This window comes from Cupriavidus sp. WGlv3 (genome assembly GCF_023952475.1).
GTDB classification, from domain to species: domain Bacteria; phylum Pseudomonadota; class Gammaproteobacteria; order Burkholderiales; family Burkholderiaceae; genus Cupriavidus; species Cupriavidus phytorum.
In genome coordinates this window covers 65,378-79,306 of sequence record NZ_JALHRX010000008.1, presented here as the reverse complement: position 1 = coordinate 79,306, position 13,929 = coordinate 65,378, and the positions used below count along the sequence as shown (strand labels likewise).

Sequence of the window (13,929 nt, the reverse complement as noted above, 5' to 3'; positions counted from 1 at the left end):
TCCGGAAGAGGCCGGCGGAGAGCCGGCCTCTTCACTTGAAGTCGCTCTTGCGTCGGCCATTGCACGGTATCGGCACGCATATATGTCGCTTCCGCCAAATTTCGCCAATAATGCCCTGAGAGTCATTGCCGGACGAACCGAGAGCCACCATGCACGAGAGTCCCGATGCCATCCGCACTGTCGCCCTGCTCGGGCACGCAGGAAGCGGCAAGACCTCGCTGGTCGAGGCGTTGCTGCACAAGGGCGGTGCGGTGCACACGCCTGGCAGCGTCGAACGCGGGTCCACCGTGTGCGACAACGATCCGCTCGAGCGCAAGTACAAGCGCTCGCTCAGCGCCGCGGTCGCCCACCTGGACTACCGCGACACCCGCGTCTACCTGATCGACACCCCGGGCTACCCGGATTTCTCCGGGCACGCCATCAGCGCGCTGGCCGCGGTGGAAACCGCGGCCATCGTCATCAATGCGCAGACCGGCATCGAGATGACCACGCGCCGCGCCATGGCGTGGGCGCAGGCGCGGCAGCTGTGCCGGATGATCATCATCAACGGCATCGACGGCGACAAGGTCGACCTGCCCGCGCTGCTGGGGGAGATCCAGGAGGCCTTCGGCAAGGAATGCCTGCCCATCAACCTGCCGGCCGACCACGGCGGCAAGGTGGTCGACTGCTTCTTTAATCCGGCCGGCGAGTCGGATTTTTTATCTGTGGCGTCCGCGCACGATGCGCTGATCGACCAGGTGATCGAGATCGACCCCGAGCTGATGGAGCTGTACCTGGAGCAAGGCGAGGCCATCACCCCGGAGCAACTGCATGCGCCGTTCGAGCGCGCGCTGCGCGAAGGCCACCTGGTGCCGATCTGCTTTACCTCGGCCGTCACCGGCGCCGGCATCGAAGCGTTGCTGGACGTGTTCGTGCGGCTGCTGCCCAATCCCACCGAAGGCAACCCGCCGCTGTTCTACCGCTCCACCGGCGCGGACGCCGAGGGCACGGAACGGCGCCAGGCAGTGCGCGCCGAACCGGTGCCGGACAAGCATGTGCTGGCGCATGTGTTCAAGGTGGTGATCGATCCCTATGTCGGCAAGCTGGCGATCTTCCGCATCCACCAGGGCACGGTCACGCGCGACAGCCAGCTCTATATCGGCGAAGGGCGCCAGCCGTTCAAGGTGGCGCACCTGCTGCGGCTGCAGGGCAAGGAGACCCAGGAAGTGCCGCGCGCCGGCCCGGGCGATATCTGCGCGGTGGCCAAGGTCGATGAACTGGGCTTCGACGCGGTGCTGCACGACGCCACCGAGGACGGCAACATCCACCTGACCCCGCTGGAATTTCCCACCCCCATCTACGGGCTGGCGATCGAGCCGGCGCGGCGCGGCAACGAGCAGCGCCTGGCCGAGGTCCTGCACAAGCTCAGCGCGGAAGACCCGTGCCTGCGCGTCGAGCACCCGGCCGGCACCAACGAGACCGTGGTGTTCGGCCTGGGCGAGTTCCACCTGCGCTGCGCGCTGGAGCGGCTGACCGAACAGTACAAGCTGGAAGTCGCAACGCGCCCGCCCAAGATCGCCTATCGCGAAACCATCGGCGCCAGGGCCGAAGGCCACCACCGGCACAAGAAGCAGACCGGCGGCGCCGGCCAGTTCGGCGAGGTGATGCTGCGCATCGAGCCGCTGGCGCGCGGCGCGGGCTTCGACTTTATCGATGCGGTCAAGGGCGGCGCGATTCCCGGGCAGTTTATTCCGGCGGTCGAGAAAGGCATCCGCCAGGCGCTGGACAGCGGCCCGCTGGCAGGGTTTCCGATGCAGGACGTGCGCGTAACCGTGTACGACGGCAAGAGCCACCCGGTCGACTCCAAGGAAGTCGCGTTCGCCACCGCGGGCCGCAAGGCCTTTATCGACGCGGTGCTCAAGGCTAGGCCGAGCGTGCTCGAGCCGATCGTCGATATCGAGGTCACGGCGCCAGGCAGCGCCATGGGGGACATCATCGGCGACCTGTCGACCAAGCGCGGCCAGGTACATGGCACGCGCACCGCCGCCGGCAACACGGTGATCGTCGCCGGGCAGGTGCCGCTGTCGGAGCTCAACGACTACCAGTCACGGCTGAACAGCATCACCGGCGGCCACGGCAGCTACACCATCCAGTTCAGCCACTACGACAACGTGCCGCCGGGGCAGCAGGAGAAGATGGCGTCCCGCCACAAGGCGCAGCAGGACACCGACTGACCTGCACGGTGCGGGCTTAGGGCGGGCTTAGTGCTGGTTTAGTGCTGGCTGGCGCCGGCCGCGCCGATGCCGGTCATGGCGCGCACGAACTGAGCGCCGTAGCGCTGGCGCTCGGCGCTCGCCTGCGCCGAACGGTCCAGCACCGACAACAGCCAGGCGGCGGCAAAGGCCAGCGTCATCGAGAACAGCGCGGGGTTGGCATAGGGGAAGATCGCCGATTCGTGCTTCAGGATGCCGACCCACACGGTCGGCCCGAGCACCAGCAGCACCACCGCCGACACCAGCCCCGTCAGGCTCCCCGCCACCGCGCCACGCGTGGTCAGGCCCTTCCAGAACATCGACAGGAACAGCACCGGGAAGTTGACCGATGCGGCGATCGCCAGCACCAGCCCGGACAGGAAAGCGATGTTCTGCTTCTCGAACATCACGCCCAGCACCATCGCCAGCAGGCCGATCACCAGCGTGGCGAGCTTAGACACGCGGATCTCGTCCTTCTCGCTGGCCTGGCCGCGGCGGAACACGTTGGCGTAGAGATCATGCGACACCGCCGACGCGCCCGACAGCGCCAGCCCCGCCACCACCGCCAGGATGGTCGCGAACGCCACCGCCGAGATAAAGCCGAGGAACAGGTCGCCGCCGATCACGTGCGACAGGTGCACGGCCACCATGTTGCTGCCGCCAATCAGCTTGCCCGCCGCGTCGCGATAGGCCGGGTCCGCGCCAACCATCACGATCGCGCCGAAGCCCACCACCAGGATCAGCACGTAGAAGTAGCCGATGAAGCCGGTGGCGTAGAGTACGGACTTGCGCGCCTCCCTGGCGTCCGCCACGGTAAAGAAGCGCATCAGGATGTGCGGCAGGCCGGCGGTGCCGAACATCATGCCGACGCCGAGCGAGATCGCATCGATCGGGTTGGACACCAGTCCGCCCGGCGACAGGATCGCGGCGCCCTTGTCATGCACCTTCGCCGCGCTGGCAAACATGGCTTCCGGGCTGAAGCCGAAATAGGCCAGCACCATCACCCCCATGAAGGTCACGCCGCCGAGCAGCAGCACCGCCTTGATGATCTGCACCCAGGTTGTTGCCAGCATGCCGCCGAACATCACGTACAGCACCATCAGCGCGCCGACGATGACCACCGCCGATTCATAGCTGGTGCCGAACAGCAGCTCGATCAGCTTGCCCGCGCCGACCATCTGCGCGACCAGGTACATGATCACCACCGTCAGCGTGCCGCACGCGGCGGTGATGCGCACCGGCTTCTGCGCCAGCCGGTAAGAGACCACGTCGGCAAAAGTGTAGCGGCCAAGGTTGCGCAGGCGTTCGGCGACGATGAACAGGATGATCGGCCAGCCCGCCACCACGCCGAGCGCGTAGATCAGGCCGTCGTAGCCCTTGTCGAACATCATCGCCGAGATGCCGAGAAACGACGCGGCCGACACCATGTCGCCGGCGATCGCCAGGCCGTTCTGGAAGCCGGTGAGACCGCCGCCGGCCGCATAGAAGTCCGACGCCGAGCGCGTGCGCCGCGCGGCCCAGCGGGTGATGCCGAGCGTGAACAGCACGAACAGCAGGAACATCACGATGGCGCTCCAGTTCAGCGGACGCTGGGCGGCTTCGCCCTGGATTGCGGGGGCTGCAGTGGCGGCGCTGGCTGCCAGACCGCACAGGGCGGCGCCGAGGGAAAGGTGTACCGGCTTCATGCTTCGCACTCCTTGCGCACGCGTTCGTTGAGCGGGTCCAGGTCGCGGTTGGCGCGGTGGACGTAGATGGCCGTCAGCAGCACGGCGGCAACGATCACCGCGACGCCCACGGGGATGCCGACCGTCATGACGCCGCCGGCGACCGGCGTGCCGAGCGTGGCGGGCGAAAAGGCCAGCAGCAGGATGAAGCCGAAGTAGACCGCCAGCATGACCAGCGTCAGCGACCAGCCCAGCCGCGTGCGGCCGTGGATCAGGCGGATAAAGTCGGGGTGGTTCTGGATGGTTTCCAGTTGTCGCGCGTCCATGGTGTCTCCTTTGGCGCAGGGGGTGGTGTGGCGGCTCTGGGTGGCTGCCATCGGTAGGGTTCGTGGTTGGGGTGTCGATATGCCGACGGTCTGCTCCCCTCTCCCGCTTGCGGGAGAGGGGCCGGGGGAGAGGGCCGGCGTGTGGCGAGCACGATGCCGCGTCACGCTGTGGATACTCTGGCCCTCTCCCCCACCCCTCTCCCACTTCGCGGGGAGCCTTTGCTGGCGGCGGCAGTGAAAAGCAGCGCCGTCAGATCGCGCCGACCGGCTGTTCGTGCGTGACCTTCGGCCGCATGTCCAGCACGCGCCTTGCCTTGCCGACGGTGGTGCGCTCGATCCCCTCGGCCGCCACCACCTGCACCCGCGTGGTCACGCCGACATAGGTCTTGATCTGGTCCTTCAGATCCCGCTCCAGCGCCGCCCGGTCATCCGCCGACAGCGAAGCGGACCGCTCCGGCCGCGCCTCGACCCGCACCTCCAGCTTGTCGAGATGCCCGTCGCGCGTCACCACCAGCTGGTACTGCGGCGCCAGCGCCGGCGCCTTCAGGATCAGTTCCTCGATCTGCGACGGGAACACGTTGACGCCGCGGATAATCAGCATGTCATCCGAGCGCCCGGTGATCTTGCCGATGCGGCGCATCGACCGCGAAGTCGGCGGCAGCAGGCGCGTCAGGTCGCGGGTGCGGTAGCGGATCACCGGCAGTGCTTCCTTGGTCAGCGAGGTGAACACCAGCTCGCCCTCGGAGCCATCCGGCAATACCTCGCCGGTCACCGGGTCGATGATCTCGGCATAGAAATGGTCTTCCCAGATCACCGGGCCGTCCTTGCTCTCGATGCATTCGCAAGCCACGCCCGGCCCCATCACCTCGGACAACCCGTAGATGTCCACCGCGTCGATGCCCGCACGCGCCTCGATCTCCGCGCGCATCGCGTCGGTCCAGGGCTCGGCGCCGAAGATGCCGACCTTCAGCGAGCTTTCCGACGGGTCCATGCCCTGGCGCTCCATCTCCTCGATCAGGTTGAGCATGTACGACGGCGTCACCATGATGATGTTGGGCTGGAATTCGCGGATCAGCTGTACCTGTTTCTCGGTCTGCCCGCCCGACATCGGGATCACCGTGCAGCCAGCCTTCTCGGCGCCGTAGTGCGCGCCCAGCCCGCCGGTGAACAGCCCGTAGCCATAGCTGACATGGACCAGGTCGCCGGCGCGGCCCCCGGCGGCGCGAATCGAGCGCGCCACCACGCTCGCCCAGGTGTCGATGTCCTTCGCGGTATAGCCCACCACGGTCGGCTTGCCCGTGGTGCCGCTCGACGCATGCACGCGCGCCACCTGCTCGCGCGGCACCGCGAACATGCCGAACGGATAGTTGTCGCGCAGGTCCTGCTTGGTCAGGAACGGGAACTTCGACAGGTCGGACAGTGACTTCAGGTCGTCCGGATGCACCCCCGCCGCCGCAAACGCCTTGCGGTAGTGCGGGACGTTGTCATAGGCATGGCGAACGCTCCATTTGAGCCGTTGCAGCTGCAGCGCCTGCAGTTCGTCGCGGCTGGCGCGCTCGATCGGCTCCAGCTCGGTGGGATTGGGGTTGCGTTGCACCATTGTCTACTCCATCTCGTTATGATGGCGCCGCGTACGAAGGGGGGCCGGCGCCGGGGTACTGCAGGCCTTGCGATCAGATATGCGAGCGGCTCTGGACCACGCGGAAGCGGTTGGCGACGAAGGCCGCATCGGACAGCGATGCATTGGCCGCGGGGTTGGCGCCGGTGGCGTGGAAATCGCTGAACGCGGCCGACTGGTTGACGAACACGCCGCCGGTCAGGTTGAGCGACAGCGCCACGCCGGCGTCTTCCGCGGCATCGCGGATGCTTTCGGTCACGCCCGTATCGGTGGTATAGGCCGACAGCGTCAGCGCGCCGTGTGTCTTGGCGCCGCGGTGGGCCAGTTCGATGCTGTGCGCGGTGCTGTCGGTCGCCACGACGAACGAGATCGGGCCGAACAGTTCCTGCATGATCTTCGCCTCGTCGCTGGCATCGACCTTCAGCACCAGCGGCGTGCGGATGCGCGCGCCCGGAAATTCGGGATGCGCCAGCACGCGGCTGTCGGCAACGATCTCGCCCAGCGCGCGCGAAGATTCGATCCGTTCCACCACGCCGTCGTTCTGGATGGCACCGATCAGTTCCACCGCCTTGGCGGGATCTGCGGTCAGCTTGCCCACGGCCTCGCCGATCGCAGCGGCAACCTGGTCGAAGCTGATGCGCCCTTCCGGCGTGTCGATGCCGTCCTTCGGCACGTAGATGTTCTGCGGCGCCGTGCACATCTGGCCCGAGTACAGCGACAGCGAGAAGGCGATATTGCGCACCATGCCCTTGAAGTCCGCGGTGGAGTCAATGACGATCTGGTTGACGCCTGCCTTCTCGGTGTACACCTGCGCCTGGTGCGCGTTGCGCTCCAGCCAGTCGCCGTTGGCGGTGCTGCCGGTAAAGTCGATCAGGCGCACTTCCGGGCGCAACGCCAGCTTCGACGCCATGCGCTCGCTCGGGTCGTTGGCCACCAGCGTGACGATGTTCGGGTCGAAGCCCGCTTCTTCCAGCACTTCGCGCGCCACCTCGACGGTGATCGCGAGGGGCAGGATCGCGCCCGGGTGCGGCTTGACCACCACCGCATTGCCGGTCGCCAGGCTGGCGAACAGGCCGGGATAGCCGTTCCAGGTCGGGAAAGTGCAGCAGCCGATCACCAGGCCCACGCCGCGCGGCACCACGGTGTAGCGCTTCTCCATGCGCAGCGGCTCGTTTTTGCCTTGCGGCTTCTCCCACGTGGCTTGCTTCGGGATGCGGCGCAGTTCGTCCCAGGCGTAGGCCACGGCTTCCAGGCCGCGGTCCTGCGCGTGCGGGCCGCCGGCCTGGAAGGCCATCATGAAGGCCTGGCCGGTGGTGTGCATGACGGCATAGGCGATCTCGAAGCTGCGGCGGTTCAGGCGCTGCAGGATTTCCAGCGATACGCCCACCCACGCTTCCGGCCCGGCCTTGCGCCAGGCGGGCATGCCTTGGGCCATGCCGGCAAAGAGCTGATCGAGGTCGGGCCGGGGATAGGTGACGCCCAGTTCCGGGCCGTACGGCGAGACTTCCTTGCCGGCCTGGCCGATGGTGCCGGGCTGCGACAGCGCGAACGGCTGGTTCAGGCGGGCCTCGAAGGCGGCCTTGCCGTCGGTGTTGGCGGTTTCGCCATAGACCTTCGGGCTTGGCATTTCAGCGAACGGGCTCCAGTAGCCGCGCGTGGCGATGGCTTGGGTGGCTTGTTCCAGCAGCGCCTGGTGGCGTTCGAAAAACGGATGGGACACGGCTTGCTCCGGGGGCGAAAGTGAATCTGGGTATGTGGAATGGCAGGAGAACGCGTCAGGTTTCCTGGTCGAAATCGATCACCAGCTTGTCGCTGACGGCGTAGCTCTGGCAGCTCAGGATGAAGCCGCGCGCCACTTCGTAGTCTTCCAGCGCGAAGTTGACGTCCATGTCGACCTCGCCTTCGATGCGCTTGCAGCGGCAGGTCGAGCAGACACCGCCCTTGCACGAGTACGGCAGTTCGATGCCCTGCGCCAGCGCGGCGTCGAGCACGGTTTCCTTGTTCTTTTCCAGCGTGAAGGAACGGGTACGGCCGTCCTGGATCACGGTCACCTCGCACTGCTGCTGGCCGACCTGCTTGTGCGCATGCGCGGCGGGCCGCGCCGACGGGATGCTGGTGGCGAACAGCTCGCGCTTGATGCGGGTCTTGTCGACGCCGTTGTCGAGCAGCGCCTGCGAGACCGCTTCCATCATCGAGTGCGGACCGCAGATAAAGGCGACGTCGATGTCCTGCGGCCTGACCCAGTGCTGCAGCAGCGCATTGACCTTGTCGCCGTCGATGCGGCCGTTGAACAGCTCGATGTCGAGCTGCTCGCGGCTGAGCACGAACACGAGGTTGAAGCGCTGCAGGTAGGTGTCCTTCAGGTCCTCCAGCTCTTCCTTGAACAGCACCGACGACGACGCGCGGTTGCCGTAGAACAGCGTGAAGCGGCTGTCCGGCTCGGCCCGCAGCGTGGTCTTGATGATCGACAGCATCGGCGTGATGCCGCTGCCGGCGGCGAACGCAACATAGTGCTTGGCATGCGTGGCGGACAGCGGCACGTGGAAATGGCCCGACGGCGGCATCACTTCCAGCTTCATGCCAGGCTGCAGCTGCTCGTTGGCCCAGTTGGAGAACAGGCCGCCGTCGACGCGCTTGATCGCCACGCGCAGCTGTTCATCCTGCACCGCCGAGCAGATCGAGTATGAGCGGCGCACGTCCTCGCCATCGATGCCGGTGCGCAGGGTCAGGTGCTGGCCCTGCACGTAGCGGTAGGCGTCGGCAAGTTCGTCCGGCACGGCAAAGGTCACGGCGACCGCATCACGGGTTTCGCGCGTGACCGAGGCCACCGTCAGTTCATGGAATTTGCTCATCTCCCCATCTTTCCTTCTCAGTGAGCCTTGAAGTAGTCGAACGGCTCTTTGCAGTCGCCGCAGCGGTACAGCGCCTTGCACGCGGTCGAGCCGAACTGGCTGACCAGCCGGGTATGGCGCGAGCCGCAATGCGGGCAGGACACCACCAGCGCGGGCGCTGCCTTGCGGCTGATGCCGCTGATATCGATCACCTGCTGCGCCGGCGGCGCGATGCCGTAGCCGGTAAGGCTGGCCTTGCCGCGCGGGGTCATCCAGTCGGTGGTCCAGGCCGGCGCCAGTTGCGTCTGCACGCGCACCTTGTCCACGCCCCGCGCGGCGAGCGCGCTTTCGATGCCTTCGCGGATCACGGTCATGGCTGTGCAGCCTGAATACGTCGGCGTGATGGTGACGACGCAGGCATCGCCTTCCCACGCCACGTCGCGCACGATGCCGAGGTCCACCACCGAAATCACCGGGATTTCGGGGTCCGGCACCGTGTCGAGCCAAGTCCAGACCTGTGCCACGGCGGGACGGGCCAGCGCTTGCGCGGTCATGATGCTCACCATTGCGCGCCGGGATAGGCGCGCTGCAGGAACTGCATCTCGGCCAGCAGGTAGCCGAGGTGTTCGGTATGACGGCCGTGGCGGCCGCCGCTCTGCGCCCACTGGCCGGCGGGCACGCGAAGCGTGGCTTCTTCCAGTACCTCGCCGACATGGCGCTGCCAGGGCTCGGCCAGCGTGGCGGGATCGGGAATCACGCCTTCGCGCGCCAGCGCGGCATCGGCCGCATCGGCTTCGAACAGTTCGCCGGTGAACATCCACAGGTCGTCGAACGCATCCTGCATGCGGCGGTGGCTTTCCTCGCTGCCGTCGCCCAGGCGCACCACCAGGTCGGCGCTGCGGCGCACGTGGTAGGTCACTTCCTTGAGCGACTTGGCGGCGATTTCGCCAATGCGCGCATCGGTCGAGCGCTGCAGCGCTTCGAGCTGGAAGTAGTGCCACGTATCGAACAGGAACTGGCGCGCCAGCGTATCGGCATAGCTGCCGTTGGGCTGTTCCACCAGCAGCAGGTTGCGGAACTGGTGCGCGTCGCGCAGGAAGGCCAGCTGGTCGGCGGTGCGGCCGGCGCCCTCCACTTCGGCGGCGTAGCCCAGCCACAGCCGGGTCTGGCCGACCAGGTCGAGCGCGACGTTGGTCAGCGCGATGTCCTCTTCCAGCGCCGGGCCGCGGCCGCACCATTCGGACAGGCGCTGGCCGAGCACCAGCGTGGAATCGCCGAGGCGCAGCAGATATTCGAGCTTGTGGTTGGTCATGATGCTGGCCGTATCAGATGTGCTTGACCGCTTCCGGCATCGGGAAGAACGTCGGGTGGCGGTAGACCTTGCTGTTGGCGGGCTCGAACAGCGGGCCCTTGTCGCCGGGGCTGCTGGCGATCACGTCGCTGGCCCTGACCACCCAGACGCTGACGCCCTCGTTGCGGCGCGTGTAGACGTCGCGGGCGTTGTTGATCGCCATTTCGCCGTCCGGCGCGTGCAGGCTGCCCACGTGCTTGTGGGCCAGGCCGTGCTGGCTGCGGATAAAGATCTCCCAAAGCGGCCACTCTTTCATGGCAACCTCCTGTGTCAAGCGATGCGATGTAGGGAGCGGCGCGCTGCGCCGCATGGGTCAGGCGGCGGCTTGCTGCGCCTGCCTGCCGGCCTGCTTGTCGGCGTGGGCCACCAGCGCGTTGCGGAACCATGCGCCGTCGTCCCAGGCCTTGACGCGGGTGCGCAGGCGCTCGCGGTTGCACGGGCCGTTGCCCTGGATCACGTTGTAGAACTCGGACCAGTCGATCTCGCCGAAGTCATAGTGGCCGCGCTCCTCGTTCCACTTCAGCTTCGGGTCAGGGATGGTCAGGCCCAGGTATTCGGCCTGCGGCACGGTCTGGTCGACCATCTTCTGGCGCAGTTCGTCGTTGGAGAACAGCTTGATGCGCCATTGCATCGACTGCGCGCTGTTGGGCGAATCGCCGTCGGACGGGCCGAACATCATCAGCGCGGGCCACCACCAGCGGTTGAGCGCATCCTGCGCCATCTGCTTCTGCCCGGGTGTGCCGTTGCACAGCTTGAGCAGGATGTCGTAGCCCTGGCGCTGGTGGAACGACTCTTCCTTGCACACGCGCACCATGGCGCGCGCATACGGGCCGTACGAGCAGCGGCACAGCGGCACCTGGTTGATGATGGCCGAGCCATCGACCAGCCAGCCGATCATGCCGATGTCGGCCCAGGACAGCGTGGGGTAGTTGAAGATGCTGGAATACTTGGCCTTGCCCGAATGCAGGTCGCCCAGCATCTGGTCGCGCGACACGCCCAGCGTTTCGGCGGCGCTGTACAGGTACAGGCCGTGGCCGGCTTCGTCCTGGATCTTGGCCAGCAGCACCGCCTTGCGCTCCAGCGTGGGGGCACGGGTGACCCAGTTGCCTTCAGGCAGCTGGCCGACGATCTCCGAATGCGCATGCTGGGAGATCTGGCGGACCAGGGTCTTGCGGTAGGCCTCGGGCATCCAGTCCTTGGCCTCGATCTTGATGCCGTCATCCACGCGGGACTGGAACGCGCGCTCCTGCGGGTCCATCTCTTCCATCGCGCGGAGCCTTGTTGCTCCTGTCTCCACCAGCTGTGCGTACATGCCTGCTCCGCTTTTATAAGGGCCTTGTCTGAAGCTTGACGGGCGCTTGATTTGCATCAAGTTCGTCAGTTGCAATGGATGGTAGTGATACAATTTGATTCAAGCAATCGACGAATGTGTATCACTTTCGAGGACCATCATGGCGCTTTCCCCGGCTCCGGAACTGCCCTCCCCGCGCATTGCCCGGCTGGCACGCGGCCTGAAGCTCGGGGCCAATGCCATGCTGTCGACGCTGTTCGGCGATGTGGTGGCGCCGCAGCCACAGGCGATCTGGCTGGGCAGCCTGATCCGCCTCGCGGCGCCGTTCGGCATCAATGACAGGCTGGTGCGGACGGCCACTTTCCGCCTTGCCGCGGACGACTGGCTGGCCGCGACCCGGATCGGGCGGCGCAGCTACTATGGGCTGTCGGAGGCCGGCCTGCAGCGCATGCTGCACGCCGGCAAGCGCATTTATGCGGGCGATGCGCCTGCCTGGGACGGCCGCTGGACCATGGTTCTGGTGCGCGGTGACGTACGCGCCACCATCCGGCAGAAGCTGAAGCGCGAATTGCTGTGGGAAGGCTTCGGTGCGATCGCGCCGGGCGTGCTGGCGCACCCCAACGCCGACCTGGCCTCGCTGCGCGAGATCATCCAGGCGGCACGCGCGCAGGAGTATGTGGCCGTGATGGAGGCGAGCAGTCTTGAAGCCTTCTCGCTGCGCCCGCTGCAGGCGCTGATGCACCAGACCTTCAAGCTGGGCGACGTGGCGCACGCGTGGCAGGCGCTGCTGCGGCGGTTTTCACCGCTGGCGGACGAAGCGGCGGGCTTGCCGCCGGTGGATGCCTTCTTTGTCCGGACGCTGCTGGTCCATGAATACCGGCGCGTGCTGCTGCGCGACCCGAACCTGCCGGAGGCGCTGCTGCCGCAGGACTGGCCGGGGCGGACGGCGCGGGGGATGTGCAGCGGGATGTATGGGGCGTTGCTGGAGGCGAGCGAGAAGTACCTGCATGAGGTGGTGGAGGTGGCGGAGGGCAGGTTGGCCGATGCGTCCAACGAATTGCGCAAGCGGTTCAAGCATGCCTGACATCCCGCGAAAGGCGCCGGTTTGCTCCCCTCTCCCGCGCGCGGGAGAGGGGCCGGGGGAGAGGGCCGGCGTGTGGCAAGCATGATGCCGGTTCACTTCGTGGAAGCTCCTGCCCTCTCCCCCACCCCTCTCCCGCAAGCGGGCGAGGGGAGCCTTTGCGAGCGGCGATGGCGCTATCTGCGGCGCCTCGCCTTCAGTACGTCTCCAGATGCAGCCGCCCTTCCCGCTTCAGCCCTTCAGCCAGCGACTCCCAGTTCAATCCCGCCTGCTGCGCCACATCGCGCAAGGCCAGCACCACGCCCTCTTCCATGCTCTTCAGCCCGCAGACATAGAAGTACGTATCCGGTGATGCCAGCAGCGCCGCCAGGTCCGCCGCGCGTTCGCGCATCAGGTCCTGCACATAGCGCTTCGGCTGGCCCGGCGTGCGCGAGAACGCGAGGTTGATGTCGATGAAATCCTTGGGCAGGTTCTGCAGTGGCCCGAAGTACGGCAGGTCTTCCTTGCTGCGCGCGCCGAAGAACAGCATCAGCTTGCCGCCGTCGAACTTGCCGGCCTTGCGCAGCCGCCGGCGCCATTCGGTCATCGCCCGCATCGGCGCGCTGCCGGTGCCCGTGCAGATCATCACGATGTTCGAGCGCGGATGGTTTGGCATCAGGAAGCTGGCGCCGAACGGGCCGATCACTTCCACCTTGTCGCCGACCTTCAGGTCGCACATGTAGTTGGATCCCACGCCGCGCACGGGAATGCCGTCGTGGTCCTCCAGCACGCGCTTGATGGTCAGCGACAGGTTGTTGTAGCCCGGCCGCTCGCCGTTGCGCGGACTGGCGACCGAGTACTGGCGCGCGTGGTGCGGCCGGCCGCGCTCATCGGTGCCGGGCGGGACGATGCCGATGGACTGGCCTTCCAGCACCGGGAACGGCGTCGCGCCGAAGTCCAGCACGATGTGGTGGGTATCGTATTCGCGGCCAACCTCCGTCACGCGCACGTTGCCGGTGACGGTGGCGGTGATGGTCTTGGTGGGCGCCTTGGCGCCATAAAGGTTGGTATAGGCATGCGCCGCGGACCACGGCGGCACGGTGGCGCCGTAGCGGGCACTGTTGAAGGCTTCCTCGGCGGTGCCGGCCAGCGGCGATGCCACGGGCAGCGCTGGCGCTGCCGACTGCATGTCGGCGCCCGGGGCCAGGTCGGCGAGCTGCTCCGGCGACAGTTCGTCCGGCAGCGCGTCCCAGGTCAGCTGCTCGTCGACGCTATAGGCGCGCAGCTTCGGCATGTCGCGCCAGTTGTCGATCGAGCCGGTCGGACAAGGGGAAATGCAGGCCATGCACAGGTTGCACTTGTCGGCGTCCACCACATAGTTGCGCGAGTCATGGGTGATCGCGCCCACCGGGCAGGTGGCTTCGCAGGTGTTGCAGCGGATGCAGATCTCGGGATCGATCAGGTGCTGCTTGATGACTTGAATTTCTGCCATGTCCATGGCGGTCTCCAGAATCAGAGGGCAAACGCGGGCACTGCGCTCGGGCTCGCCAAGGCCCG

At 66.8% G+C, this 13,929-nt stretch carries 12 protein-coding genes; 2 read left to right on the top strand and 10 right to left on the bottom strand.

Features of this window, described 5'->3' with window-relative positions; all coding sequences use genetic code 11:
- Positions 1 to 149: 149 nt before the first annotated feature.
- Positions 150 to 2,213, top strand: coding sequence for an elongation factor G (gene fusA / locus MKD38_RS15325; RefSeq protein WP_252678002.1), 2,064 nt, complete (start codon positions 150 to 152; stop codon positions 2,211 to 2,213).
- Positions 2,214 to 2,251: 38 nt separating this feature from the next.
- Here fusA and MKD38_RS15320 read toward each other — a convergent pair whose 3' ends face one another.
- From MKD38_RS15320 to paaA, 9 genes are all read right to left on the bottom strand, one after another.
- Entirely contained in the window at positions 2,252 to 3,916 is a 1,665-nt protein-coding gene (locus tag MKD38_RS15320; RefSeq protein WP_252678001.1) for a cation acetate symporter, read from the bottom strand.
- A complete protein-coding gene (locus MKD38_RS15315; protein ID WP_135702985.1) occupies positions 3,913 to 4,221 on the bottom strand; it encodes a DUF485 domain-containing protein in 309 nt (102 codons plus the stop codon). Before MKD38_RS15315 ends, MKD38_RS15320 begins: the two co-directional genes overlap by 4 nt.
- Positions 4,222 to 4,471: 250 nt before the next feature.
- Entirely contained in the window at positions 4,472 to 5,821 is a 1,350-nt protein-coding gene (gene paaK / locus MKD38_RS15310; RefSeq protein ID WP_252678000.1) for a phenylacetate--CoA ligase PaaK, read from the bottom strand.
- Positions 5,822 to 5,894: 73 nt separating this feature from the next.
- The gene (gene paaN / locus MKD38_RS15305; RefSeq protein ID WP_252677999.1) at positions 5,895 to 7,559 is read right to left on the bottom strand and encodes a phenylacetic acid degradation protein PaaN; all 1,665 of its coding nucleotides are present in this window, start codon (positions 7,557 to 7,559) and stop codon (positions 5,895 to 5,897) included.
- A 55-nt stretch (positions 7,560 to 7,614) separates the two neighbouring features.
- A complete protein-coding gene (gene paaE, locus MKD38_RS15300) occupies positions 7,615 to 8,691 on the bottom strand; it encodes a 1,2-phenylacetyl-CoA epoxidase subunit PaaE (RefSeq protein WP_252677997.1) in 1,077 nt (358 codons plus the stop codon).
- Positions 8,692 to 8,708: 17 nt separating this feature from the next.
- Positions 8,709 to 9,224, bottom strand: a complete 516-nt coding sequence (paaD, locus tag MKD38_RS15295; protein WP_252677995.1) for a 1,2-phenylacetyl-CoA epoxidase subunit PaaD — start codon at positions 9,222 to 9,224, stop codon at positions 8,709 to 8,711.
- A gap of 5 nt (positions 9,225 to 9,229) precedes the next feature.
- Positions 9,230 to 9,982 (bottom strand): 1,2-phenylacetyl-CoA epoxidase subunit PaaC, encoded by a 753-nt coding sequence (paaC, locus tag MKD38_RS15290; protein ID WP_252677993.1) that lies wholly within the window; start codon positions 9,980 to 9,982, stop codon positions 9,230 to 9,232.
- A 13-nt stretch (positions 9,983 to 9,995) separates the two neighbouring features.
- Positions 9,996 to 10,277, bottom strand: a complete 282-nt coding sequence (gene paaB / locus MKD38_RS15285) for a 1,2-phenylacetyl-CoA epoxidase subunit PaaB (protein ID WP_012356419.1) — start codon at positions 10,275 to 10,277, stop codon at positions 9,996 to 9,998.
- A 57-nt stretch (positions 10,278 to 10,334) separates the two neighbouring features.
- On the bottom strand, positions 10,335 to 11,333 hold the full coding sequence (gene paaA / locus MKD38_RS15280; protein ID WP_252677991.1) for a 1,2-phenylacetyl-CoA epoxidase subunit PaaA: 999 nt from the start codon (positions 11,331 to 11,333) through the stop codon (positions 10,335 to 10,337).
- 139 nt (positions 11,334 to 11,472) lie between these two features.
- Here paaA and paaX point away from each other — a divergent pair, with 139 nt between their 5' ends.
- Positions 11,473 to 12,396 carry a phenylacetic acid degradation operon negative regulatory protein PaaX gene (gene paaX, locus MKD38_RS15275; protein ID WP_252677990.1) on the top strand — a complete coding sequence of 308 codons (924 nt, stop codon included), beginning with the start codon at positions 11,473 to 11,475 and terminating at the stop codon, positions 12,394 to 12,396.
- A 193-nt stretch (positions 12,397 to 12,589) separates the two neighbouring features.
- On the opposite strand, the gene boxA is transcribed toward paaX, so the two are convergent.
- On the bottom strand, positions 12,590 to 13,870 hold the full coding sequence (gene boxA / locus MKD38_RS15270; protein ID WP_252677989.1) for a benzoyl-CoA 2,3-epoxidase subunit BoxA: 1,281 nt from the start codon (positions 13,868 to 13,870) through the stop codon (positions 12,590 to 12,592).
- Between the last annotated feature and the right edge of the window lie 59 nt (positions 13,871 to 13,929).